At 63.9% G+C, this 24,374-nt stretch carries 27 protein-coding genes; 10 read left to right on the top strand and 17 right to left on the bottom strand.

All coding sequences use genetic code 11. From position 1 onward, the window contains the following. Positions 1-2: 2 nt before the first annotated feature. The 6 genes from R2C4_RS07950 to R2C4_RS07925 all read right to left on the bottom strand — a co-directional run bounded on the left by R2C4_RS07950 (position 3) and on the right by R2C4_RS07925 (position 4,869). Positions 3-1,061, bottom strand: a complete 1,059-nt coding sequence (locus R2C4_RS07950) for an adenylate/guanylate cyclase domain-containing protein (RefSeq protein ID WP_141890218.1) — start codon at positions 1,059-1,061, stop codon at positions 3-5. Next, the gene (locus R2C4_RS07945; RefSeq protein WP_141890217.1) at positions 1,058-1,426 is read right to left on the bottom strand and encodes a group I truncated hemoglobin; all 369 of its coding nucleotides are present in this window, start codon (positions 1,424-1,426) and stop codon (positions 1,058-1,060) included. The genes R2C4_RS07950 and R2C4_RS07945 overlap by 4 nt, the downstream gene beginning before the upstream one ends. A 134-nt stretch (positions 1,427-1,560) precedes the next feature. Next, complete coding sequence (locus R2C4_RS07940) at positions 1,561-2,184, bottom strand: CatB-related O-acetyltransferase (protein WP_141890216.1); 624 nt, start codon at positions 2,182-2,184, stop codon at positions 1,561-1,563. A 166-nt stretch (positions 2,185-2,350) separates the two neighbouring features. After that, positions 2,351-2,836, bottom strand: a complete 486-nt coding sequence (rpsI, locus tag R2C4_RS07935; RefSeq protein WP_058286771.1) for a 30S ribosomal protein S9 — start codon at positions 2,834-2,836, stop codon at positions 2,351-2,353. A 5-nt stretch (positions 2,837-2,841) separates the two neighbouring features. Beyond that, positions 2,842-3,300: a 50S ribosomal protein L13 gene (rplM, locus tag R2C4_RS07930; RefSeq protein WP_008554374.1), complete on the bottom strand. Its 459-nt coding sequence runs from the start codon at positions 3,298-3,300 to the stop codon at positions 2,842-2,844. 165 nt (positions 3,301-3,465) lie between these two features. Continuing rightward, positions 3,466-4,869 (bottom strand): aminotransferase-like domain-containing protein, encoded by a 1,404-nt coding sequence (locus R2C4_RS07925; protein WP_141890215.1) that lies wholly within the window; start codon positions 4,867-4,869, stop codon positions 3,466-3,468. Between the two features lie 96 nt (positions 4,870-4,965). On the opposite strand from R2C4_RS07925, the gene R2C4_RS07920 reads away from it, so the two are divergent. From R2C4_RS07920 to asd, 4 genes are all read left to right on the top strand, one after another. Further along, the gene (locus R2C4_RS07920; RefSeq protein WP_141890214.1) at positions 4,966-5,199 is read left to right on the top strand and encodes a DUF1127 domain-containing protein; all 234 of its coding nucleotides are present in this window, start codon (positions 4,966-4,968) and stop codon (positions 5,197-5,199) included. 245 nt (positions 5,200-5,444) lie between these two features. Next, positions 5,445-5,951 carry an adenosylmethionine decarboxylase gene (speD, locus tag R2C4_RS07915; RefSeq protein ID WP_058286768.1) on the top strand — a complete coding sequence of 169 codons (507 nt, stop codon included), beginning with the start codon at positions 5,445-5,447 and terminating at the stop codon, positions 5,949-5,951. Beyond that, the gene (gene speE, locus R2C4_RS07910; protein WP_141890213.1) at positions 5,948-6,811 is read left to right on the top strand and encodes a polyamine aminopropyltransferase; all 864 of its coding nucleotides are present in this window, start codon (positions 5,948-5,950) and stop codon (positions 6,809-6,811) included. Before speD ends, speE begins: the two co-directional genes overlap by 4 nt. Positions 6,812-7,021: 210 nt before the next feature. Next, a complete protein-coding gene (asd, locus tag R2C4_RS07905) occupies positions 7,022-7,912 on the top strand; it encodes an archaetidylserine decarboxylase (RefSeq protein ID WP_141890212.1) in 891 nt (296 codons plus the stop codon). Here asd and R2C4_RS07900 read toward each other — a convergent pair. Beyond that, complete coding sequence (locus R2C4_RS07900; protein WP_141890211.1) at positions 7,909-8,331, bottom strand: PaaI family thioesterase; 423 nt, start codon at positions 8,329-8,331, stop codon at positions 7,909-7,911. The genes asd and R2C4_RS07900 overlap by 4 nt on opposite strands. 58 nt (positions 8,332-8,389) lie before the next feature. Here R2C4_RS07900 and R2C4_RS07895 point away from each other — a divergent pair, with 58 nt between their 5' ends. The 4 genes from R2C4_RS07895 (at position 8,390) to gluQRS (ending at position 12,419) form a co-directional block, all read left to right on the top strand. Then, positions 8,390-9,175, top strand: coding sequence for an enoyl-CoA hydratase (locus tag R2C4_RS07895; RefSeq protein WP_141890210.1), 786 nt, complete (start codon positions 8,390-8,392; stop codon positions 9,173-9,175). Positions 9,176-9,558: 383 nt separating this feature from the next. Beyond that, positions 9,559-10,914, top strand: a complete 1,356-nt coding sequence (gene trmFO / locus R2C4_RS07890) for a methylenetetrahydrofolate--tRNA-(uracil(54)-C(5))-methyltransferase (FADH(2)-oxidizing) TrmFO (RefSeq protein ID WP_141890209.1) — start codon at positions 9,559-9,561, stop codon at positions 10,912-10,914. A gap of 33 nt (positions 10,915-10,947) precedes the next feature. After that, positions 10,948-11,562: a class I SAM-dependent DNA methyltransferase gene (locus R2C4_RS07885; RefSeq protein WP_141890208.1), complete on the top strand. Its 615-nt coding sequence runs from the start codon at positions 10,948-10,950 to the stop codon at positions 11,560-11,562. Next, complete coding sequence (gene gluQRS, locus R2C4_RS07880) at positions 11,559-12,419, top strand: tRNA glutamyl-Q(34) synthetase GluQRS (RefSeq protein WP_141890207.1); 861 nt, start codon at positions 11,559-11,561, stop codon at positions 12,417-12,419. The genes R2C4_RS07885 and gluQRS overlap by 4 nt, the downstream gene beginning before the upstream one ends. Positions 12,420-12,469: 50 nt before the next feature. On the opposite strand, the gene hisI is transcribed toward gluQRS, so the two are convergent. After that, positions 12,470-12,841 carry a phosphoribosyl-AMP cyclohydrolase gene (hisI, locus tag R2C4_RS07875; protein WP_141890206.1) on the bottom strand — a complete coding sequence of 124 codons (372 nt, stop codon included), beginning with the start codon at positions 12,839-12,841 and terminating at the stop codon, positions 12,470-12,472. Between the two features lie 77 nt (positions 12,842-12,918). Here hisI and R2C4_RS07870 point away from each other — a divergent pair, with 77 nt between their 5' ends. Then, positions 12,919-13,371 (top strand): iron-sulfur cluster assembly scaffold protein, encoded by a 453-nt coding sequence (locus R2C4_RS07870; protein ID WP_058286759.1) that lies wholly within the window; start codon positions 12,919-12,921, stop codon positions 13,369-13,371. Between the two features lie 291 nt (positions 13,372-13,662). Here the strand turns inward: R2C4_RS07870 and R2C4_RS21470 are convergent, their stop codons facing one another. From R2C4_RS21470 to sciP, 5 genes are all read right to left on the bottom strand, one after another. Then, positions 13,663-13,785, bottom strand: a complete 123-nt coding sequence (locus tag R2C4_RS21470; RefSeq protein ID WP_259937640.1) for a hypothetical protein — start codon at positions 13,783-13,785, stop codon at positions 13,663-13,665. Positions 13,786-13,933: 148 nt separating this feature from the next. Further along, on the bottom strand, positions 13,934-16,024 hold the full coding sequence (gene recG / locus R2C4_RS07865; RefSeq protein ID WP_141890205.1) for an ATP-dependent DNA helicase RecG: 2,091 nt from the start codon (positions 16,022-16,024) through the stop codon (positions 13,934-13,936). After that, positions 16,021-18,240: an NAD-dependent DNA ligase LigA gene (gene ligA / locus R2C4_RS07860; RefSeq protein ID WP_141892066.1), complete on the bottom strand. Its 2,220-nt coding sequence runs from the start codon at positions 18,238-18,240 to the stop codon at positions 16,021-16,023. Before ligA ends, recG begins: the two co-directional genes overlap by 4 nt. A 202-nt stretch (positions 18,241-18,442) precedes the next feature. After that, positions 18,443-19,162, bottom strand: coding sequence for a response regulator transcription factor CtrA (gene ctrA, locus R2C4_RS07855; RefSeq protein WP_141890204.1), 720 nt, complete (start codon positions 19,160-19,162; stop codon positions 18,443-18,445). A 117-nt stretch (positions 19,163-19,279) separates the two neighbouring features. Beyond that, entirely contained in the window at positions 19,280-19,567 is a 288-nt protein-coding gene (sciP, locus tag R2C4_RS07850) for a CtrA inhibitor SciP (RefSeq protein WP_008557698.1), read from the bottom strand. A gap of 148 nt (positions 19,568-19,715) precedes the next feature. Here sciP and mnmA point away from each other — a divergent pair, with 148 nt between their 5' ends. After that, positions 19,716-20,861, top strand: coding sequence for a tRNA 2-thiouridine(34) synthase MnmA (mnmA, locus tag R2C4_RS07845; protein WP_141890203.1), 1,146 nt, complete (start codon positions 19,716-19,718; stop codon positions 20,859-20,861). Positions 20,862-21,134: 273 nt separating this feature from the next. On the opposite strand, the gene lpxB is transcribed toward mnmA, so the two are convergent. From lpxB to fabZ, 4 genes are read right to left on the bottom strand one after another with little or no spacing between them, the layout of a single operon-like run. Next, positions 21,135-22,301: a lipid-A-disaccharide synthase gene (gene lpxB / locus R2C4_RS07840; RefSeq protein ID WP_141890202.1), complete on the bottom strand. Its 1,167-nt coding sequence runs from the start codon at positions 22,299-22,301 to the stop codon at positions 21,135-21,137. Continuing rightward, entirely contained in the window at positions 22,298-23,086 is a 789-nt protein-coding gene (locus R2C4_RS07835; protein ID WP_141890201.1) for an LpxI family protein, read from the bottom strand. Before R2C4_RS07835 ends, lpxB begins: the two co-directional genes overlap by 4 nt. A 4-nt stretch (positions 23,087-23,090) precedes the next feature. Beyond that, positions 23,091-23,876, bottom strand: a complete 786-nt coding sequence (gene lpxA, locus R2C4_RS07830; protein WP_141890200.1) for an acyl-ACP--UDP-N-acetylglucosamine O-acyltransferase — start codon at positions 23,874-23,876, stop codon at positions 23,091-23,093. A 2-nt stretch (positions 23,877-23,878) separates the two neighbouring features. Then, positions 23,879-24,346 carry a 3-hydroxyacyl-ACP dehydratase FabZ gene (gene fabZ, locus R2C4_RS07825; protein ID WP_141890199.1) on the bottom strand — a complete coding sequence of 156 codons (468 nt, stop codon included), beginning with the start codon at positions 24,344-24,346 and terminating at the stop codon, positions 23,879-23,881. Positions 24,347-24,374 lie beyond the last annotated feature (28 nt).

Genomic DNA, 24,374 nt, shown 5'->3' with positions numbered 1-24,374 from the left:
AGTTAGTACCGGCTGGCGGGCTGCGGCGCGCTCAGCTCGTCACCGACATTGATCAGATGGACCTCGCCGATGCCCTTGATGTCTTCGGGGCCGATGTCGGTGACGCGGAACTCCTCCGACAGTGCGGCCTTCATCTCTTCGGGGGCGACGATTTTCATCGGATTGGCAAAGACTTGCAGGCGGGACGCCAGGTTCACCGCGGGGCCGAACACGTCGTAGACGTATTTCTGGATCCCCACCACCGAGCCGACGGCGGAGCCGGTGCCGAGCCCGATCCGCGCCTGCCATTTGTGCTGGTGGCTTTGATTGCGCCGCTCCAGATAACGCAGGAAGCGGGTGGCGCAATGGGCCACGGCGGTGGCGTGTTCGGGCATCGGTTCCGGCATCCCGGCCACCGCCAGATACGCGTCGCCAATGGTCTTGATCCGCTCGCAGCCGAATTGCTCGACGATGCGGTCGAAGGCGGTGAAGATGTCGTTCAACTCGCCCAGCGTGACCGTCGGATCGGTGCGGGAGGCGAAATCGGTGAAATTCACAAAATCCAGCATCACCACCGAGACCTTGGGATAGAGCTGCGGGGTGACGACGCCAAAGGTTTTGAACTCCTCATATACCTGCCGCGGCATCAGGTTCAGCAACAGCCGCTCCACCCGCTCCTTCTCGCGCTCCAGCTCGCGGGTGTTGCGCTCCACCATGGCGGAATAGCTGTCGATCATGCTTTCCAGTTCGCGGATGCGGGTGATGTTCTGGCATTCCACCACCAGGAGCGCCTCGTCCAGATGGCTGGCCTGCGAGATGTTGATGGCAAAGACCAGCGTGCGCCGCTTGCGCTTGATCTTCAGCTCCGCTGAATAGCGCAGCCCCTCCTCGCACAGCGGCCCCAGATCCGCGCGGTCCAGCCCGTCGATGGCATCGGTCAGCGCCGCGCCCTCGCCCGGCGTGCCGAACCATTCCGCAAAGGGCTGATTGTGAAAGACAAACCCAAGGTCAGAGGCCCGCACCACCGCCACCCCGACGCCAATCGCGCGCAGCAGCTGCTCGTTGATGGCGGCAATGCTCATGCCGCGTTCCTGGTGACGATGATGTTGCGTTTGGCCTCGATCGCGGTCAGCGTGGTGCGCACATCCGGTTCGGACAGGCCGTGCTGCTCCAGTGCCTCCTTGAGCAGGGCCGCCATTTCGTCGAAATCCTCATGGGTGATGCCAAGCGCCCTGTGCACCGCCTCCAGCCGCTCGTCGCTGAAGGCGGCCGGCCCGCCCAGGAGCGAGGAGATGAACTTGGTCTGATGGTCAATCAGCCGCGCCATGTCGACGTCGGCGAAGTAGTCGCCGATCTGATCGGACTCGAGCGCCATCTCGTAAAATGTCATCACGACTCGGCTGATGGCGCTGAACCCGCCGTATTTCTCATAGATGGTTTGCGGCATGGCAGCTGTCCTCCCAACAGGAAGCAGTCAGCCCATGTTACGCCAGTTCTGCCAAAAAGTTAACGGCCCTGGGACCTGGCCGGTCCCGGGCCGCACATCAAGCCGGTTTGCCGCGGGCAAAGCCCTGCCCGGCCTCAGGCCGCGTTTTCGTCCGCGCCTTGGTCGGTGAAGGTCACCAGATCGGCGACGATGCCCTGCAGGCCTTCGAGCAGTTCAACCGTCGGCTGCGCCGACAGCAGCGGTGCCATTTCCCGGATCAGCGGCAGCGGCAGATCCCACCAGCGCAGCTCCTGCAGTTTTTCGCAGACCGCGTCGTCAAACCGCTTGCGCACCCGCTGGGCCGGGTTGCCCGCCCAGACCTCATAGGCACCGACATCGCTGGCGACAGTGGCATTCGGTCCGATGACGGCACCATTGCCGATGGTCACACCGGCGAGCACGGTGGCATTGGCACCGATCCAGACGTCGTTGCCGATGACAACATCGCCGCCGTTCTGCCGCGGAACGTGCACCCCGGCGCCGCCCAGTTCTTCGCAGAAAACCTCGCCAAAGGGGAAGGCGGTGATCCGGTCCAGCATGGGCGAGGCATCCAGCAGGATCCGCATCCCTCTGCCGATGCTGCAGAACGCGCCAATGGACACATTGGCCCCGCCGCCCTGCTCCTGGATGTCCAGATCCTCGTAGCCATGAGTGAAGCGGCCGATGTCCAGCTGCCCGTTGCCGATCGGAGCAGTCTTGGGGTTCTCCGGTGTTACCATTATCTGTCCTGCCTTCGCTTGCTGGTCGCTCGGTTCAGGAAACAAATTAGAAAATCTTCCTAAAAGAACCCTGAAAGATTTCGGCAAAAGCGGGGAGGTTCAAAAAAACAGGCACAAAAAAAGGGCCCGCCAGCGGCGGACCCTTTCGAATTGGATATGTTCCGAATTAACGCTTCGAGAACTGGAACGAACGGCGGGCTTTGGCCTTGCCGTATTTCTTCCGTTCCACAACGCGGCTGTCGCGGGTCAGGAAGCCTGCTGCTTTCAGCGCGCCGCGCAGGGCGGGATCGTAAAGCTGCAGCGCTTTGGAAATGCCGTGCTTGACCGCACCGGCCTGACCGGACAGGCCGCCGCCCTTGACGGTGGCGTAAACGTCAAACTCGCCTTCGACGCCGGCAACCTGGAACGGCTGGCGCAGGATCATCTGCAGCACCGGACGGGCGAAGTACTTGTTGATTTCCTTGCCGTTCACCTCGACCTTGCCGGAGCCCGGCTTGATCCAGACGCGGGCAACAGCGTCTTTACGCTTGCCGGTGGCATAGGCACGGCCCAGTTCGTCACGAACCGGCTCACGCGCGATGGTTTCCTCAGCCACTGCTTCCACACCGGTTGCAGCTGCGAGCTCTTCGAGAGTGTTGATCTGATCAGCCATCGATATCAGCTCCGGGTGTTTTTCTTGTTCATGGATTTGACATCCAGAACTTCGGGGGCCTGGGCTTCGTGCGGGTGCTCGGCACCGGCATAGATACGCAGGTTGGTCATCTGCTGGCGCGCCAGGCGGTTGCCCGGCAGCATGCGCTTGACGGCCTGGAACACGACGCGCTCCGGGTGTGCACCTTCCAGGATTTCCTGTTTGGTGCGCGACTTGATGCCGCCCGGGTGGCCGGTGTGCCAGTAGAATTTTTCGTCACGCTTTTTGCCGGTCATCTGCACCTTGTCGGCGTTGATGATGATGACGTTGTCGCCCATATCCATATGCGGGGTGAACGAGGCTTTGTGCTTGCCACGCAGGCGCATGGCAACGATCGAGGCAAGACGGCCCAGAACAACGCCCTCGGCGTCGATCAGGATCCACTTCTTCTCGATATCTGCCGGAGTAGCAGAGAAGGTTTTCATGGCAGGTCAATCCTGTTTGTCGTGAAGGCAGAATCCAAAACGGTCCCGCCTGAATGCGATGGAGGGGGTTTACGGGGATCGCAATGCTGCGTCAACAGGGGTAATCAAGAATAAATCGTTGCCAAACAATGCGTTACAAATTAGGTATTATATTACCCCATAAATTCAGACGCTGATCTGCTCCGGCGGGTTGTCCAGCAGGGCACGCAGGCGCAGCATCGCCTCCTCGAAGCGCTTCAGCGGCACGTGGGCATTGACGGCGATGCGCACCGCGTGCGGGGCGCGGCCGTCGCGCAGGGCAAATTCATCCGCCGACCGGACCTGCACCCCGTTGGCCTCTGCCGCGCGGGTAAAGGCCGCCGCCCGCCAGCCCGAGGGCAGCCGCAGCCACAGGAATGGCACATCCGGGTTCCAGGTCAGGTCAAAGCCGCCCAGTGCATTGACTGCCACCCGCACATAGCGGGCCATCTCGGCGCGCACCTTGTCCACCAGTCCGGGCAGCCGTGGATCGGTCAGCAGGATGCGGACCAGATCGGCCAGCGGCTGCGCCAGCCCGAAATAACCGTATTCCGCCACCCGCCGCAGATCGGCGGCCCGCCCCTCCGGCGCCAGCGCAAAGCCGACGCGCAAGGCGGGCGTCAGGATCTTGGAGATCGAGGACACATGCCAGGCCAGTTCCGGCGCCAGCGCCCGGTAGCCCGGCGCCCGCGCCTCGCCCAGGCGGTAGCAGTCGTCTTCGACGATCTGCACGCCATGGCGGCGGGCGATCCGGACGATTTCCTTGCGCCGCTCCAAAGGCGTGTAAAGCCCGGTGGGATTGTGCACCTCGGGGCTGGTGCACAGGACGGTGGCGCCGGTCTTGCGGATCGCCAGCTCCATCGAATCCGGGCGGATACCGTGTTCGTCCATCGCCACCTCGACCACCTGGGCCCGCAGCAGCTCTGAGGCGCGGCGGAAGCCCGCATAGGTCAGATCCTCCACCATGATCACCGGCTGCGGCCCCTCCAGGATGGCTTGCAGCACCACCATCAGCCCGTTCTGGCCGCCGTGCGTCAGTACGATGTCATTTTCGGTCACGGTGCCGACCGGCGATTGCCCCACCCAGGCGGCGGCGGCCTGGCGCACCGGCAGATAGGCGTCGCGGGTCGGGTAATTCAGGAATTTCCGGGCGTCGCCCTCCGCCACCTTGTGCAGCGCCTCGCGCACCGCGGCCACCTGCCCCATGTCGGCAATCCGCGGGCTGAACAGGCTGACATGGCCGGGATCGCGCGCCTCGGCCAGATGCAGCTGCCGCGACCATACGTCATCCGGCACCGGTTTCTTCTTTTCGGCTACAAAGGTGCCGCGCCCCACCTCGGCCTCCAGCACGCCCTCATCGGTCAGAATGCTGTAGGCGCGGGCCACGGTGCCGGGCGTAATGCTCAACTGGTACGCGAGATCGCGCACCGGAGGTAACTTTGTACCGGTTTTCAAGCCACCGGTTTCGACGGCTGACCGGATTGTGTCGGCCACCATTTTGTACTTCGGCCCCTTGGCCCCTGCCAGGCTCTGCGGCCAAATTGTACCCATTACAATCCATCCTTGGACAATACTCTTACCCCTTTGTATCAGAACATCACGACAAATCAACAGGATTGTATCAACACAATACGAAGGAAGCCTCCCATGGCACAGCACACGCAAATGGCACAATCGAATATGTCCTTTCTGAACAGCCGCCCGGCCCTGCCGGTGCTGGCGCAGTGGGCTGTCCTGTTTGCCGTGCTGGTCACCAAATGGAGCCTGCGCCACCGAACCCGGTGCCAGCTGAAACACCTGAGCGACGCGCAGCTGGAGGACATCGGCGTGTCCCGTGCCGACGCTCATTATCAAGCCACTCTTCCGTTCTGGCGCCCATGATCCCCTGGGCAAAAGAACAACCTGACGGCCGGGGTTCGCCCCGGCCTTTTTTTGTCCGCCCGCCCACGCCCGGCAGAGCCGCCCGCCCATGCGTTACCAGCTATGCGGAAATTTAAGGTTGAACGAATCTTTCATGGGTCCTACATGCCCCCTCACTTTCGGCACCGATCCCAACCCCGGACCCTTATCCGGGGGGGCGCTAAGGGCCGTCTGGATTGTCATCTGCTGGAACGAAGGGGAGCGCCATGAAAGACGCCAACCTCTTCCAACTGGGGATCGGTCTGGAGACAGGCGCCCATGAGGAAGATACCGCCCGCGGTGTAACTGCCGCGAATCTTGATGCTGTTGTTGAGTCCGACCGCGAAGACCATTTCATCCGCAAGGATGGCAAGGTGTTCGCCGGCACGCATCTGATCATCGAAGTGATGAAGGGCACCGGCCTGGACTGCGAAGAGCGCATCCAGAACGCCTTCCGCAAATGTGTCGAGGTCTGCGGCGCCACCCTGCTGCACATCCACACCCACAAGTTCTCGCCTCAGGGCGTCTCGGGCGTTGCGGTGCTGGCGGAAAGCCACATCTCTGTCCACACCTGGCCGGAAATCGGCTATGGCGCGTTTGACGTGTTCATGTGCGGCGACGCCGAGCCGTGGAAAGCCGTCGGCGTGCTGAAAGAGGCGTTCAACACCGACATGGTGGAAGTGCGCGAACTGCTGCGCGGGGAGGAGCTGATCGCCAAGGAGGTCGCGGCATGAGCGATGCCGCGAAGAAGGAGTGGGTCACCGAGAGCCTGCACGCGCATTACGCCCAGCGTTTGCGCGTGGACGAGATGCTCTATGACAGCAACACCGAGCACCAGCGCCTGAAAGTGTTCCAGAACGGCCAGTTCGGCCGCATCCTGACGCTGGACGACGTGGTGCAGACCACCGAAGGCGACAACTTCATCTACCACGAAATGCTGACCCATGTGCCGATCCTGGCGCATGGCAATGCAAAGCGCGTGCTGATCATCGGCGGCGGCGACGGCGGCATGGCCCGCGAGGCGCTGCGCCACACCTCGGTCGAGCATGTCACCATGGTGGAGATCGACGGCGGCGTGGTGGATTTCTCGAAAGAGTATCTGCCGATGCTGAGCGATGGCGCTTTTGACGACCCGCGCCTCAATCTGGTGATCAACGACGGTGCGCTCTTCATGAAAGAGAACACCGAGAAGTTCGACGTGATCATCGTCGATTCGACCGACCCGATCGGCCCCGGTGAAGTTCTGTTCACCGACACGTTCTATGGACACGCGGCGCGCTCGCTGACGGAGGACGGAATCATCGTTACCCAGAACGGCGTGCCGTTCATGCAGGGCGAGGAGCTGACCGGCACCCTGCGGGCGTTTCAGGCGCTGTTTGCCGACGCCTCGTGCTATCTGGCGACCGTGCCGACCTATGCCGGCGGGCCGATGGCCTTTGGCTGGGGCAGCCGCTCGGACAAGGCGCGCAACGTGAGCCTTGAAGAGCTGGAGGCGCGTTTTGCCGCCGCCGGGATCGACACCGGGTATTACAACCCGGAGGTTCACAAGGCCGCGTTCGCCTTGCCGAACTACGTGAAGAAACTTTTCCCCTAAGCGGGCGGCACAAGGGGGCTTCGGCCCCCTTTTTCATGGCTGAAGCACCTGTCCTGCCCAAGCGCCCCGCGCTCGCGCCTAGCCTGCCCTCCGGGCTGGACGGCCCCGCCCCTAACGTAGCCGGCCCTAACGTTGCGCGCCAATCCCCCTTGGCCTGACTGCCAGTCTTTGCTAGGCGCGGCAGGATCTTACTCACAAGTGGCAGGCCAAATGCAGCGCGACCCCATCCTTGTTGTTGACCGCGAAACCGGCGAGACCTTCGAAGAGGTTGTGCTGGGCGAGAAATGGATCCGCTGGGCCTATCAGACCGCCAGCGCCAGGCCGGTGGAGAAACTGCTGTTCCGCTCCGCGCTCATCAGCCGGCTGATGGGTGCCTGGTTCGACTCGCGGTTTTCCAGGGGGAAGATTGCCAAGGTTGTCGAGGATCTGTCGATCGACATGTCGGAGGCCACGGCGCCTGCGGACAGCTACGGCTGTTTCAACGACTTCTTCGTGCGCCACCTGAAACCCGAAGCCCGTCCCTTCAGCGATGATCCGGCGGACATCGTCTCCCCCGCGGACGGGCGCGTGCTGGTGTTTCCGGAACTGGCGGAGGATGTCTTTGTCCCGGTCAAGGGCCATCCGATGTCGGTCCGCACCATGCTGCCGGGCATTGCCGAGCGTTTCACCGGCGGCGCGCTGGCGATTGTGCGGCTGTGCCCGGCGGATTATCACCGCTACCACTTCCCGGCGGCGGGGCGCATCACAGCGGCGCAGGACATTCCCGGCGCGCTGCATTCGGTCAACCCGATTGCGCTGGGGGCCGGGCCGGATGTGTTTGGCGAGAACAAGCGCAGCTGGACCCTGGTCGAGACCAAAAACTTCGGCAGCTACTGCTTTGTCGAGGTCGGCGCCTTTGGCGTCGGCGCCATCGTCAACACCCGCACGACAGGCGCGGTGCAGAAGATGGACGAAAAGGGCTACTTCAAGTTCGGCGGCTCCACCGTGGTGGTGGTGTTCGAACCGGGCAGGATCCGCTTTGCCGAAGACCTCGCGGCCAACAGCGCCAAGGGCCGGGAGACGCTGGTCAAGGTCGGCCAGCCGCTTGCCACCGCGCTTTAACGCTTGGGCGGGATCGAATAGGTCATGGAGGCGCGGGCGACCGGCTCCTCCATGCCTTCGGAATACATCAGCACATCCGCCACCGCCAGGACCCGGCCCAGCTTCAACAGCCGCGCCTCGGCAATCACATCCGCGCCCGCCACGGGTTTGCGCATGAAATCCAATGAGCAATTGGTGGTGACGGCCAGCGCCTCGCGCCCCAGCCGCGACAGGATCAGCGCATAGATCGCGCAGTCGGCCAGCGCAAACATCGACGGCCCCGACACGGTGCCGCCCGGCCGCAGGTGACGCTCCGCGGTCAGCAGGCGCATCCGCAGGCCGTGCTCATCCAATGCATCAATGGCAAAGTCGTCCTTCACCTGCGGAAAGATCTCATGCAGGTAGTCCGTCAGACCTGCGACATCAAATGCCAGTGCCATGCTTTTCCTTTCCCTTCGCGCTGACTAGAGTTGGCGCAACCCTTGGGAGGAGAGCAAGATGGCAATTCTGGAACGTTGCGACACGGGGAATATCGCCCGGCTGACCCTGAACACACCGGAAAAGCTGAACGCGCTGTCGGACGAGATGCTGGCGGCGCTGCAGGACCAGATAGATGCCCTGCGCGAGGACAGCAGCATCAAAGTGGTGATCCTGTCCGGCGCCGGCAAAGGGTTCTGCGCGGGTCATGATATCAAGCAAATGACGGCCGGGCGCAGCTCCGAGGATGGCGGCAAGGCTTACTTCCAGGATCTGTTCGCCCGCTGCACCAGCGTGATGATGGGGCTGCAATCGCTGCCCCAGCCGGTGATTGCCCAGGTCCATGGCATCGCCACGGCGGCGGGCTGCCAGCTGGTCGCCTCCTGCGATCTTGCGGTGGCGGCGGAAGGCACCAGGTTCGGCGTCAACGGGGTGAACATCGGCCTGTTCTGCTCCACCCCGATGGTGGCGCTGTCGCGCAACATCCCGCGCAAGCAGGCGTTTGAGCTGCTGACCACGGGGGAGTTCATCGACGCCGCCCGCGCGGTGGATCTGGGGCTGGCCAACCGCGCCGTGCCGCTGGAGGAGCTGGAGGCGGAAACCGCCAAGCTGGCCGAAACCATCGCCGCAAAACTGGGGGCCGCGGTCAAGATCGGCAAGCAGGCGTTTTATGAGCAGCTGCAGATGCCGCTGGATCAGGCCTATGCCTATACCAGCGGGGTGATTGTCGAGAACCTGATGTACCGCGACACCATCGAAGGCATGGCCGCCTTCATCGAAAAACGCGCGCCGGACTGGCAGGAATAAGGTTTTCTGAAAATTTTCGGAGAACTTTAGGCTTTGTTTACCAATCGAAACCTATTGTTTCCTTAAGACGCCAGCCAACTGCCTTTCAATTCGGGCGGAAAGATGGCAAAGATTGGGCAAGGCCGGCGCACAGTCACAGGCCTGCACAATTTGGGCTGCTGCTGCGGAAGGGTCCCTCCAGCCGGTTCTCTCTCACCGGTCGATCATTCCCGCGGCGGCGGCCCCAAATTTCCCCGCCACCCGGACAATCTGATACCAGGTCGAACTGACACCAGGACAAACTGGCGTCCGAACGGCGCATGTGCGCGGTCAGCGGCGGTTCTGCCGCAGCCCCCGCGCCCAAGCCGGTTGCACAGGCCCGTCCCCTGCCCTATGTGGCGGGCATGACAGATCATTCGGCACAGACATTGCACATCGTGGGCGGCGGCATGGCCGGCTCGGAAGCGGCCTGGCAGGCGGCAAACATGGGCGTTCAGGTGGTGATCCACGAAATGCGCCCCAAGGTGGAAACCTTCGCCCACCAGACCGGCAACCTGGGCGAAATGGTGTGTTCCAATTCCTTCCGCTCCGACGATGACGAACAGAACGCGGTGGGGCTGCTGCACTGGGAAATGCGCCAGGCAAACGGCCTGATCATGACCACCGCCGATCAGCACCGCCTGCCCGCTGGCGGCGCCCTGGCGGTGGACCGCGACCCCTTTGCCGAAACCGTGACCGCCAGGCTGAAGGCGCATCCGAATGTCACTGTTTCTTATGAAGAAATCACCGAACTGCCGGCAGACGGCCACTGGATCTTTGCCACCGGCCCGCTGACCTCGCCGGAACTGGGCAAGGCCATCCAAGCCGAAACCGGAGCAGAGGCGCTGGCCTTCTTCGATGCCATCGCGCCGATTGTCTATGCGGAAAGCATCGACATGTCGCAGGCCTGGATGCAGTCGCGCTATGACAAGGGCGAAACCGAGGAAGAACGCACCGCCTACCTCAACTGCCCGATGGACAAGGACCAGTACGAGGCCTTTATCGACGCATTATTGTCAGCTGACAAAACCGAGTTCCACGAAGGTGAGACCGCGGGCTATTTCGACGGCTGCCTGCCGATCGAGGTGATGGCGGAACGCGGCCGCGAGACCCTGCGCCACGGGCCGATGAAGCCGGTGGGGCTGACCAACCCGCATCAGCCGGACGTCAAGGCCCACGCCGTGGTGCAGCTGCGTCGCGACAACGCGCTGGGAACGCTGTTCAACATCGTCGGCTTCCAGACCAAGATGAAATACGGCGCCCAGACCGAGGTGTTCCGGATGATCCCGGGGCTAGAGAACGCCAGCTTTGCCCGGCTTGGCGGCATCCACCGCAACACTTTCATCAACTCCCCCACCCTTCTGGACGCGCAGATGCGGCTGAAGCGGAAACCCAACATCCGTTTTGCCGGCCAGATCACCGGGGTCGAGGGCTATGTCGAAAGCGCCGCCATGGGCCTCTTGGCAGGACGGATGGCGGCGGCGGAAATCCTCGGCCAGGAGCTGCCGGAGGTGCCGCAGGACAGCGCCATGGGGGCGCTGATCCACCACATCACCGGCGGCGCCGAGGCCAAGACGTTTCAGCCGATGAACGTGAACTTCGGCCTGTTCCGCCCGGTCGACGGCCTCAAAGGCGGCCGCCGCGGCCGGAAAGACCGCTACAAGGCCTACACCGACCGCGCCAAGGCAGCCTGGCAGGCGTGGCTCAGCAACTTTTCCTAGACGCTGCGCAAAGCGCGGGTCTAGACTTGATGCATGAACGACAAATTTCTCGATAAGTCCTACGGGCTTGAGAGCCCGGAGGCGACCCGCGACCACTATGACAGGTGGGCCGCTTCCTATGATGCGGAAATCGCGGAAAACGGTTATGCAACGCCAGGGCGGATTGCCGCGGCGCTGTGGAAATACCTGCCGGACCCGGACGCGCCGGTCCTCGACTTCGGCTGCGGCACCGGCCTCTGCGGCCTGGCGCTGCGCGCGGCCGGATACAACGTGGTCGACGGGCTGGAGCCATCGCCGGAAATGCTGGCCCAGGCCCGCGCCAAAGGCGCCTACCGGCAGCTGGCGCAGCTGGATACTGCGGACAAGACGCCGGTGAAACCGGGCAGCTACCGCGCCATTGCCGGCTGCGGCCTGCTGAGCAAGGGCGCGGCACCGCCTGCCACCTTTGACGTGATCATGCGGGGGCTGGACCGCGGCGGGCTGTTTGCCTTCTCCTTCAACGACCATGCGCTGGAGGACCGCGCCTATACCGGCAAGCTGAATGACTGGCTGGACTGTTCGGCGGCACGGCTGCTATTCAAGGAATACGGCGACCACCTGCCGGGAATAAACCTGAAGTCGACTGTCTATGTGATTGAGAAAGCGTGACATTCACCACCCGTTTTGCGCCTTCGCCAACCGGACCGCTGCACCTGGGCCACGCCTATTCCGCGCTGCTGGCGCATGACATGGCCGTGGCTGCGGGCGGCCGGTTTTTGCTGCGCATCGAAGATATCGACCAGTCCCGCTCCCGCACCGCCTGGGAGGCGCAGATTTATGACGACCTGCATTGGCTGGGCCTTACTTGGCCGCAGCCGGTGATGCGCCAGTCCGAGCGGCTGCCCCGCTACCGCGCCGCGCTGGACCGGCTGACCGCCCTGGGGCTCACCTACCCTTGCCGCTGCAACCGCGCCGATATCGAGGCCGCGGCGGGCGCGCCGCAGGAAGGCGTGCCGCAGTTCGGCCCCGACGGGCGCATCTACCCCGGCACCTGCCGCAGCCGCCTGCCCGGCGAGGCTAAGGAGCGCGACGTGATCCGGCTGAACATGGAAAAGGCCGTCCAGACCGCCGAGCTGCGCAGCTTCAACGAGACCGGGCCGGCATTTGAAGGCACCCACCAGCTGGACCCTGAGCAACTGATCTCAACGGTTGGCGACATCATTCTGGTGCGCCGCAACATGGGCAGCTCCTACCACCTGTCGGTGGTGGCGGATGACGCGGACCAGGGCATCACCCATGCTGTGCGCGGTGCCGACTTGTTCGAGGCCACCCAGATTCACGTGCTGCTGCAAAGCCTGCTGGGTCTGCCCACCCCCGTCTATCACCACCACCGCCTGATCCGAGACGCACAGGGTAAGCGCCTCGCCAAACGCGACGACGCCCGCGCGATTGCAAAATACCGCGCCGAGGGCGCCACCCCGCAGGACATCCGCGGCTTAGTGGGCCTGCCCGCTTCTTCTGGCTGAAAATATCCCCGCCGGAGGCACGGCCCGTCAGGGCCGTTTCCTGAAGGAGATCAGTCCATCGGTGCCATCAGCTCAACCTCGCCGCCTTCCCGCAGCGCGGTGTAAAAACAGGTCCGGCGGTTGGTGTGGCAGGCTGCGCCGGTCTGGCGCACCAGGGCCAGCAGGCAATCCCGGTCGCAATCGACGCGCAGATCCACCAGTTCCTGCACGTGGCCCGACGTCTCCCCCTTAATCCAGAACGCCTGGCGCGAGCGCGACCAATAGGTGACCCGGCGGGTTTCCAGCGTGCGCGCCACCGCGTCCGCGTTCATCCAGGCCATCATCAGCACCTCGCCCGAGGCCTCGTCCTGTGTAATGCAGGGGATCAGGCCCGCATCGTTGTAAACCAGGCTGGCGGGATCAAAGGACGCGGCAATAGACATGGGCAAAAACCTTTTGCATCTGCTGTTCGGCTCCTTATGTATGGGGAACCACCAAGCAGGGAAAGCCCGGGAAAGCGATGTCTGGCGAATCCGATCTGATCAAGCTGTATTCTACGCGCATTCTGGCGCTGGCGGCGGATATTCCGCATCTTGGACGGCTGGACTCGCCGGATGCCACGGTCAAGAAGCGCTCCCCGCTCTGCGGCTCCACCGTCACCGTCGACATCCGCGTCGAGGACGGGCGGATCACGGATTTCGGCCAGGACGTGAAGGCTTGCGCGCTGGGACAGGCCGCGGCGGCTGTGGCCGGCGCCAATGTGATCGGCCGCTCGCTGGCCGAAGTGGAGACCGCCCGCGACCAGCTGAAGGCGATGCTGACCCAGGACGGCCCGGTGCCGCAGCCCCCCTTTGACGGGCTGGAAGTGCTGCAGCCCGCGCGCGAGTTCAAGAACCGCCACGCCTCGATCATGCTGGCGCTGGACGCCACCCTGGAAGCGATGCAGACCGCCGCCAAGGAGCAATGCGCCTGACGGCGGCGTCCTGCGCCACTGATTGTCAAAGACAGCGAACGCCACGGCCGCCCTTGCAGCTATGCAGGGGTGAATTTGCTATTGCATCCGCCCTCCAAACAAAAAACCGCCGCGCATCCGGGCAGGATGGCGGCGGCAGTTATGCTCTGCTGTGCGGGACCCGGGCGGGCCAGGGTGGATCTTGAGGCAATCCATTCGGGGATCGGAACAGGCGGTTGATCCCTTAAGCAGTCCGGGACAGGAAAGGGCCGGCCCGGCACGGCAGAGGCATTCAGGAATGGGAGGAGCAGGTCAGAGCAGGCCCGGCAGATGCAGCGCTGCCACCAGCATCACCATCAGCGAGGCCGCGCCGATGGCGTCCTGCAGCAAGGTGGAATGGGCGTTGTGAATCGTGGTTTTGATCTGTGCAATCATGGCTCGGGCCTCCTCCAGTCTGTCTTTCCGCTCTTTGGCAGTTTTGTTGCCCCTTTGTTCTCATTTTTACCGGCACCTGTAAAGAACTTTTTGAGAACATTTGCGAACAGAATGGAACATCCACGGAGAACACGCGCAGGGGCGCGGCTTAACCCACTGAAATCAAACGGATCGCCTGATCCTGCTTCATCAGCCACAACAGCACCCGCGCCGCCTTGCCGCGGGGGCTTTCCAGTTTCGGGTCGGCTGCCAGCAGCGCCCGCGCGTCGCTTTGCGCCACTTCCATCAGCCCGGCCTGCCGCTCCAGGTCGGCAATCCGGAACCGCGGCAGGCCGGATTGCGCGGTGCCGATCATGTCGCCGGCCCCGCGCATCTGCAGATCGGTCTCCGAGATCCTGAAGCCGTCCTCGGTTTCGCGCAGAACCTCCAGCCGCTTGCGCCCGCCTTCGGTCAGCGGCGGCTGATACATCAGGAGGCAGGTCGACTCGGCGCTGCCGCGCCCGACCCGGCCGCGCAGCTGGTGCAACTGGGCGAGGCCAAAGATCTCTGCCCGCTCAATCACCATGATCGAGGCATTGGGCACGTTCACCCCCACCTCGATCACCGTGGTGGCAACCAGAACCTTGGTCTTGCCCTCCTGGAAGGCCGCCATCGCGGCATCTTTCTCGGCGGGCGGCATCTGGCCGTGAACCAGACCGGCGACGCCCTCGCCCAGCACTGCGCGCAGATGCTTAAAGCGTTCCTCCGCGGCGGTCAGATCGCTCAGCTCCGACTCATCGACCAGCGGGCAGACCCAGTAACACTGCCGCCCCTCCGCAATCGCTTTGCGCAGGTGATCGACCACCTCTTGCATCCGTTCGGTGCTGATAACGGCCGTCTTGACCGGTTTGCGCCCGGGCGGTTTCTCATCCAGCACTGAAACATCCATGTCGCCGTATTGCGCCAGCGCCAGCGAGCGCGGGATCGGCGTCGCGGTCATCACCAGCACATCGGCGCCCTTGCCCTTTTCCGCCAGCTCCATCCGCTGGCGCACGCCAAAGCGGTGCTGCTCGTCGACAATCGCCAGCCGCAGGTCGCGGAATGCGACATCCTGCTGGAACACCGCATGGGTGCCAACCAGAATATGGATATCGCCGCGCTTCAGCGCCGCCAGCTTGGCCTTGCGCTCAGCCCCCTTGTCGCGGCCCGTCAGGATTTCGATCACCACGCCGGCAGTTTCGGCCAGCGGCGCAAGCCCGTCCAAATGCTGCTGCGCCAGAATGCCGGTCGGCGCCATCATCACCCCCTGCCCGCCCGCTTCAACGGCAACCAGCAACGCCATGAAAGCAACCAGGGTTTTCCCCGCCCCCACATCCCCCTGCAAGAGCCTGTTCATGCGCTTGGGCGAGGCCATGTCAGCGGAGATTTCCGCGATGGCCCGCGCCTGAGCGTTGGTGGGCCTGTACGGCAGCGCCTTCAGAACGCGCGATTGCAGCCGGCCGGTGGCATGGCTTTCGATGCCGCGGGACTTTCGCTCCGTCTGGCGGGCCAAGGCCAGGGTCAGCTGATGCGAAAACAGCTCATCATAGGCCAGCCGCGCCCGGGCCGGAGACTGCGGGCTGAGATCGTCCGGGCCCTGCGGCGCATGGGCAGACTGCAGCGCGTCGTGCCAGGCAGGCCAGTTCTCCCTCAGCACCTGCGCCGGGTCGATCCATTCCTCCAGTTCCGGCATCCGCGACAGCGCGCTTTGCGCAGCCTTGTACATGGTTTTCTGCGAGACGCCGTGGGTCAGGCTGTAGACCGGCTCATAGTCCGGGATCTCATGCGCCTCTTCCACCGGCAGCATGTGATCGGGATGCACCATCTGGGCCAGGCCATCGAACAGCTCCAGCTTGCCCGAGACCACCCGGCGCGCGCCCTCCGGCAGCTGCGCCTCCAGATAGCGGCTGCGGCCGTGGAAGAAGACCAGCTGAAACTCGGTCTCCGCGTCCTGCACATGAATGCGGTAAGCGCCACCGCGGCTGCGCGCCGGGCGGTGGCGTCCAATGGTCACCTCAACGGTCACCACCGCGGGCAGGTCCACCCCGCGGATGGTATCGCGGCGCCGCCGGTCCACCACCGAATAAGGCAACGAAAACAAAAGGTCCCGCGGCGTTTCTATATCAATCTGCGTCAGGTTTTGCGCGGTTTTCGGGCCGACACCCTGCAGGGTCTCGGCGCCGGCAAACAGCGGAAACAGGATCTCCGGACGACCGCTCATGCCCCTGCGATCAGCTCCAGCCAGCCGTCTTCATCGAGCGTCTGGATCCCCAGCTCTGCCGCCTTCTTGGCCTTGGAGCCCGCGCCGGGACCAGCCACCAGAATGTCGGTCTTCTTGGAGACGGAGCCGGAGACCTTGGCCCCCAGCGCCTCGGCCCGGGCCTTGGCCTCGGCCCGGGTCATCTTCTCCAATGTGCCGGTGAAGACGACGGTTTTGCCTGCCACCGGGCTGTCCGCGGCCGGCGCATCGGGCGGCACGATGGTCAGTTTCGCCACCAGCCGGTCGATGGCCGCGCGCTCCTCCGGGTTGGCAAAGGCATCTGACAGCGACAGGCCCAGCACCGCGCCGATGCCGTCGACCCCGATCAGGTCCGCCCAGGCAGCAGCGGCCTCGGCCGGAACCTCGCAGGCGGCAACGGCAGCCGCCCGGGTTTCGGAAATGCGGGCCCGGCGGCCCTCCTCCGCGGCGGCCTGGCGTTCGGCCTCTTCCGCTTCATCCGCGGCCCGGTGCGCCAGGGCTGCCGGGCGGGCCGCGTCAATCGCAGCCGCCATGCCTTGCCAGTCCCGGTAGTGCAGCGCCAGATCGCGGCCAGCCACCTCGCCCGCATGGCGGATGCCAAGGGCGAAGATCAGCTTGGCCAGCGGGATCGTGCGCTTTTCCTCAATCGCGGTAAACAGGTTGTCGGCTGATTTCTCTCCCCAGCCTTCGCGGTTCTTGAGCTGTTGCAGGCCAGAGCCGTAATTCTCTTTCAGATCAAATATATCCGCGGGTTCCTTGATCCATCCGTCACTGTGGAACTGCTCCACCTGCTTGGCGCCCAGTCCTTCGATATCAAAGGCCGCGCGGGAGACGAAATGCTTGAGCTTCTCCACCGCCTGCGCCGGGCAGATCAGGCCGCCGGAACAGCGGCGCACGGCATCGCTTTCCTCCCGTTCCGCCGGGCTGCCGCATTCCGGGCATGTGTGCGGGAACTGGTATGGTTCGGCGTCTTCCGGGCGCTTGGACAGGTCCACATCGGCCACCTTCGGGATCACGTCGCCCGCGCGGTAGATCTGCACCCAGTCGCCGATGCGGATATCCTTGCCGCCGCGGATCTCCTCGCCCTTGGAATCGCGCCCCTGGATGTAATCCTCGTTGTGGAGCGTCGCGTTTGAGACCACCACCCCGCCGACAGTCACCGGGGTGAGCCGTGCAACCGGGCTGAGCGCCCCTGTGCGGCCGACCTGAATGTCGATGGCTTCCAGCCGGGTCCAGGCGAGTTCCGCCGGGAACTTATGCGCAATGGCCCAGCGGGGCGTGGTGGAGCGGAACCCCAGCCGCCCCTGCAGCGCCAGATCGTTGACCTTGTAGACCACGCCGTCGATGTCATAGCCCAGCGTCGCGCGCTGCTCCTCGATGCCGCGGTAATGATCAATCATGTCCGCAACGCTGGAGCACAGCCGGGTCAGCGGATTGGTCTGGAACCCGAAGGATTGCAAGCGTTCGATCGCCTCCATCTGCGTTTCTGCCAAAGGCGCGCTTAGCTCACCCCAGCTGTAGGCGAAGAACCGCAAAGGCCTGGCGCGGGTGATTTCCGCATCCAGCTGCCGCAGCGAGCCTGCGGCGGCATTGCGCGGGTTGGCAAAGATCTTGCCGCCGCGCTCCGCATGGCGGGCATTCAGCGCTTCGAAATCGGCGTGGCTCATATAGACTTCGCCGCGCACTTCCAGCACCTCCGGCGCGCCGGTCAGCTCTTGCGGAATATCGGTAATGGTCCGCGCGTTGGCGGTCACGTTTTCGCCCACACTGCCATCGCCGCGGGTGGCGGCCTGAACCAGCTTGCCCTGCTCATAGCGCAAAGACAACGACAACCCGTCAATCTTGGGCTCCGCCGTGTAGCCTAGCGCGGCCTCACCGCCCAGGCCCAGGTATTTGCGGACACTGCGGTCAAAATCGGTGACGTCCTCATCCGCAAAGGCATTGCCCAGCGACAGCATCCGCACCGCATGGGTGATCTTGCCGAATCCGGACGCCGCCGGCGCGCCAACCGCGTCCAGATGGGTGGCCGCATCGGCAAGTTCGGGATAGGCCTCTGCCAGCGCCCGGTAGCGCCGTTTCAGCGAATCATATTCGGCGTCGCTGATCTCCGGCGCATCAGCCTGGTGATAGGCCAGATCCGCCGCCCGCAGCTGGTCCTCCAGCGCCAGAAACTCTGCCCGGGCGTCCTCTGCCGTCAGGCCGGTCACGTCTTTTTCCGAATTCTCTGCCACGCGCGGTCCCTCTTCGTTCTCCCTTCAGGTGATAAGGCTCCGCGCGCGCCGCGTCCAGCGCCTCTGTCAGAGCAGCCCGCGCTGCCGGCAGACATGAAAAAAGCCCGCCAAACGGCAGGCCTTTACAACCGGGGGCACAGCTTTATGTGCCGTCCGGATTTTCATTCTTTCAGGCGCCGACAGCCATCCGATGGCCGCCGGACATTTGATCCTCCTGCGGATCACGCAGCACATAGCCGCGGCCCCAGACGGTTTCGATATAGTTTTCGCCGCCGGTCGCGTTGCTGAGTTTCTTGCGCAACTTGCAGATGAAAACGTCGATGATTTTCAGTTCCGGCTCATCCATGCCGCCATAGAGATGGTTGAGGAACATTTCCTTGGTCAGCGTGGTGCCCTTGCGCAAGGACAGCAGCTCCAGCATCTGGTATTCCTTGCCGGTCAGATGCACCGCCTTGCCATCGGCCTCGACCGTCTTGGCATCCAGGTTGACCGCGATCTTGCCGGTCTTGATGATCGACTGCGAGTGCCCCTTGGACCGGCGGATGATCGCATGGATCCGCGCCACCAGTTCCTCGCGGTGGAACGGCTTGGTCAGATAGTCGTCCGCACCAAAACCGAACCCCTTGATTTTGTTGTCGGTATCATCCGCACCGGACAAAATCAGAATGGGCGTTTCGATGCGGGACATGCGCAGCTGGCGCAGTACCTCATGGCCGTTCATATCGGGCAGCCCCAGATCCAGCAGGATCAGGTCGTAATCATAGAGCTTGGCCAGATCGATCCCCTCCTCGCCCAGATCCGTCGAATAGACGTTCAGGTTGGCGTGGGTCAGCATCAGTTCGATGCTTTTTGCCGTGGTCGGATCATCCTCAACCAAAAGAATGCGCATATTATATTCTCCGCCTGTACACTGTTTCCCTCAGGTCTCGTTAACCTTGGTGGAAAAAAGTTAATGGCCCGTTACCATGATGGTTAATTTACGAATTCAACTCAAGGGCGGCCCCAGCTATTTTGCGTCCGGATTGCGGAATTTCTTCAACCGTGTTGTTTTCAGCGCTTCTTCTCCGTGGTCGGCCACGGCGGCAACCCAGCTGCGGAACTCCTCCTCGCTCAGCCCGTAGCGGCGCATCGCCTCCGTCTGCGGCAGCAGACCGTAGAGCACGCCGCGCACAACCGCAGCCTTGCGCGAGGCGACCCAGCGCTTGGTCGTTTCCGGCGGCAAATCCGCCCGGGTCATGATGGTTCCGTCCGGCAGGGTGACTGCCCGCGGGCCGTCGACTTTCTTCAAAAACATCCGTCTTCCCTTTGAAGATCTTTTTCGTTTTGGTCTGGCAAAAGAATTTCCGATCAGGCTTAACGGGCCGTGAACCACACCCCTTGAGAGTCGTTAGGATTTTCCTATATTCTGCGGCGCCTGCCCCCTTGCCTTCAGGAGCTGCCCCATGGCGCTGGACCACAACACCACTTTGAACTCGCTCGGCTTTGCCAAACCGCCCTCGGAGACCCGGGTGGTGGTGGCCATGTCCGGCGGCGTCGACAGCTCTGTTGTGGCGGCATATCTGGCCGATCAGGGCTATGATGTGGTCGGCGTGACGCTGCAGCTTTATGACCACGGAGCGGCGCTGGCCAAGAAGGGTGCCTGCTGCGCAGGAATCGATATCCACGATGCGCGCCGGGTCGCCGAGGAGCGCGGCTTCCCGCATTACGTGCTGGATTATGAGAACATTTTTAAGGATGCGGTGATTGACGAGTTCGCCGACAGCTATCTGGCGGGTGCGACCCCGGTGCCATGCATCCGCTGCAACGAGCGGGTGAAGTTCAAGGACCTGTTGGAAACCGCCAAGGACCTCGAGGCCGACTGCATGGCCACCGGCCACTACATCCAGCGCAAGATGGGTCCGAACGGGCCGGAGCTGCACTCCGCCGAGGATGCCAACCGCGATCAGAGCTATTTCCTGTTCTCCACCACACCGGAGCAGCTGGATTACCTGCGCTTTCCGCTCGGGCACCTGCCCTCCAAGGACGCAACGCGCGAGATGGCGGCGCAGTACGGGCTGGCGGTGGCGGACAAGCCCGACAGCCAGGACATCTGCTTTGTGCCGGATGGCAACTATGCCTCGGTGATCGAGAAACTGCGCCCCGGTGCTGCAGAGCCGGGAGAGATCGTGCATTCCGACGGACGGGTTCTGGGCAGCCACGAGGGCGTCATCCACTACACGATCGGCCAGCGCCGCGGCCTTGGCATCGGCGGGCTGTCCGAACCGCTTTATGTGGTGAAGCTCGATGTCGACAAGAAGCAGGTGGTGGTCGGCCCCAAGGAGCTGCTGGCCACCCGCACCATCCCGGTGCGCGAAATCAACTGGCTGGGCGATGAGCCCTTCACCAGCCGCAAAGAGTGGCATCTGAAGGTCAAGGTCCGCTCCACCCGCCCCCCGCGCGAGGCCATCATCCGGCCGCTGACGGACACAACTGCCGAGGTGGAACTGCTGACCCCGGAGGAAGGCATCTCCCCCGGCCAGGCCTGCGTGTTCTACGCCAGCGAGGGCAGCCGCATCTTCGGCGGCGGCTGGATCTGGCGCGGCTACTGAAGCGTTCCGCCTGCAACTCCGGGTCAAGGAAGGCGCAGCCTTTGCGCGGCACGCGTGGCTTGTCCTTGACGCGGCATTCCAAACTAAAATTGAAGCAGCGCCTGAGGGCAGCCGTGCCCTTAGGCGCTTCTCGGCAAAAGAAGATCCAACGCCACTTCTCTGCCTGACCGTCAGAGTTCTGCTGGACCGGCGCGGCAAGCTCCGCGCGGGGGCGCAGCGCCCGCGCCACCAGAAGCCGCGTGCCGGAGGCTTTGCATCCGGCGCGCTTTTGCCTCAGTTCTTGCGTAAGCGGTCCAGAACGGCCCGCGCGGCCCGCAGCCCGGGGCCCTCGCCGCCTTGGCCCAGGCGCTGCATGGTCAGTTCCATTGCTTCCAGCTGCGCGCCAGGGTCTGCCGCCAGCGCGTTCAGCCGGGCCGCAATGTTCTCCGGCGTGCAGTCCGGCCCCAGGCATTCCGGCACCACCCGGGTCTCACTCACCAGGTTGACCAGCGTCACCGTGTCGATCAGCGCCATGCGCTTCATGATCTGCCAGGTCAGCCACTGGAACTTATAGGCGATTACCATCGGGGTGCGGACGGCGGCCAGCTCCAGCGAGACGGTGCCGGAGGCGGCCAGAGCCAGGTCCGCCGCGGCAAAGGCGGCGCGCTTGTGGGCTTTGGCTGTGACGGAGTCAAATTCGTTCGGATCGACGAGAACCGTCCCCCTTGGCCAGCTTTGCACGGCATCGCGCACCAGCCCGGCCACCGGTGCTGCGGCGGGCACGACGATCCGGAAATCAGGGTGCTGCGCCGTGAAGCGGTGCAGCGCGCCGCCGAAATCCGGCGCCAGCCGCGCGACTTCGGACCGCCGCGAGCCGGGCAGCGCCAGCACAAACGGCGACTCGCCCAGATCGAATTCTTCCCGGAATGCAGCGATCTCCGCACCGGTGGCCTGCGGTTCGGCAACCACCGGGTGGCCGACAAAATCGCAGTCCATGCCTGCGGCTTCCATGTAAGGCGGCTCAAACGGCAACAGCGCCAACACATGGTCGATCACTTCCGCCATCTTCCCGGCCCGCTTGGGCCGCCAGGCCCAGACCGAGGGTGCCACATAGTGGACCGTGCGGATGCTGCTTTGTTCCTTGACCAGCCGCGCGACGCGCAAGCTGAAGTCCGGGCTGTCGATGGTGATCAGAACATCCGGCTTTGTCTCAAGGACGGCCTCCGCGGTTTCCCGGATCCGGCGTTTCAGGTGACGGTATTTGGGCAGAACCTCTGCCAGCCCCATCACCGACAGCTCGTCCATCGCAAAGCGCGAGACCAGCCCCTGCTCCGCCATCAGCGCCCCGCCGATGCCGTCGAAGCTGACGCCAGGCGCCAGCTGTTTCAGCCCCGCCATCAGCGCCCCGCCCAGCCGGTCGCCCGAAGGCTCCCCGGCCAGGATGAACACCCGCAGGCTCATGCCTCACGCAGCCACAGGTACAGGCCCAGCCGGTCGCAGGCCGCAATCACCGCATCCTGCTCCAGCACGATGACGCCGCCCGCCTCCAGCACGATGCCGGAAAGGCCCGCCCTGGCGGCAGCTTCCACGGTTTCCACGCCGATTGCCGGCAGATCGGCGCGGCGGTCCTGCGCGGGCTTGGGTGCCTTGAACAGCAGTCCGCCCTGCCCGTCCGGGCGCTGCGCCAGCGCGGCCAGCATCCAGTCGGTGCCAAAGACATTCTCCACCGCGATCGCCTGCCGCTTGCGCACGGCGCAGGACTGGCCGATGTCGGCGGCGGACATTGCGGCCACGATCTGCGCGCCGCGGTCCGCGTCCGCTTTGTCCAGTTCGCCCGGCTGAACCTTTGTCGGCACACCAGCCGCCATCAGCAGATCGGGCGCCACTTCATGCGCGGCCCGCACGGCAAAGCCTGCCTGCTCGAAAATCCCGATGATCGCCCGCAAGGCGCCATCATCGCCTGAGGCCAGCGCCCCTTGCAGCACCGGCACCAGCGGCAGGGTGGCCGCATCAATTGCAGAAGGGTCGATATTCGGGCGCTGCACCGCGCCTGCCATGCAGATTTCGGTGACCTCCGCAGCCTTGAGCCGTTCAAGAAAAGACCCCAGCTGTTCGAACCGGAAGGTAATCTCAGGGTCGACCGAATCCGGTTCCGACCCAGCCATCGCACAGATCAGCGGACGGCCCGGAGCACGGGCGGCCACTTCGGCGGGTAAGCCGCCGGTGCCTGCAATCAAAGCCAGCATGGCATCAGCCTCCCGGGGTCAGGAAGGAGCGGTCGCTTTCACCGGTGATGAAGGCAACAATCTCCTGAACGTATGCGCTTTCGGTCTCATCCCCCAGCCGCTTGGCGCGCTCCTGAAAGGTGCCTTCGCCCTGGGCCAGCATCTGGAAGGCAGCGCGCAGGGCGGTGATGTCGCTGCGCGCCACGCCGCGGCGCTTGAGGCCAACTAGGTTCAGCCCGTCCAGTTCGCCGCGCTGCGCCTGCACCAGGCCATAAGGGATCACGTCGTTGGTCACCATGGTGACCGCGCCGATGATCGCGCCCTTGCCGATCCGCACCCACTGGTGAATGCCCGACAGGCCGCCAATGATGACGTCATCCTCCAGCACGCAGTGGCCCGCCACCGCGGCAGAGTTCACCACGATCACCCGGTCGCCGACCTGGGCGTCATGGGCAATGTGGCAGCCCGCCATGAACAGGCCGTCGTCGCCGATGCGGGTCACGCCGCCGCCGCCCTCAGTGCCGGCATTCACCGTCACATGCTCGCGGAAGCGGTTGCGCTTGCCGATCACGGTCTTGCACTTCTCGCCCTTGAACTTCAGGTCCTGCGGGATCTCGCCCAGCACGGCAAAGGGAAAGACCACCGTCTCGTCCCCGATCTCGGTGTCGCCGGTGACGACAACATGGGACTTCAGAACAACCCGGTCCCCCAGAACCACATCGGGGCCAACCACGCAGAACGGGCCGATCTCGCAGTCCTTTCCAAGTTTGGCGCCCTGTTCGATCACGGCACTGGGGTGAATCCGGCTCATGCTTATCCGTCCTTCTGCACGTCGACCATCGCCGAGAATTCGGCCTCGGCAGCCACTTCGCCATCGACGGTGGCACGGCCGGAGAACTTGAAGATCTTGCCGCCCGGCTTGCCGCGCAGAGTCTCCACATGCATTTCCAGCACATCGCCCGGCACCACCTTGCGGCGGAATTTGCACTTGTCGATGTTCATGAAGTAGATCAGCAGATTGGTGTCGACCATATCCATGCCAACCCCCAGCATGACTCCCGCGGTCTGCGCCATCGCCTCGACGATGGTGACGCCCGGCATGATCGGCGTGCCCGGGAAATGGCCCTGGAAGTGCGGCTCGTTCATGGTGACATTCTTGATGCCGCGGGCCGATTTGTAGCTGTCGATATCGACCACCTTGTCGACCAGCAGGAACGGGTAGCGGTGCGGCAGGATCCGCTGGATCAGGTGAATGTCAGCGCTTTGCAGCTCGGTGGTCATGCTTGGTTTCCCATATTCTTCAAATGTG

This window comes from Leisingera aquaemixtae (assembly GCF_006740765.1).
GTDB classification, from domain to species: Bacteria; Pseudomonadota; Alphaproteobacteria; order Rhodobacterales; family Rhodobacteraceae; genus Leisingera; species Leisingera aquaemixtae.
The sequence above is the reverse complement of the archived record's forward strand: the minus strand, read 5'-3'. Positions and strand labels throughout refer to the sequence as shown.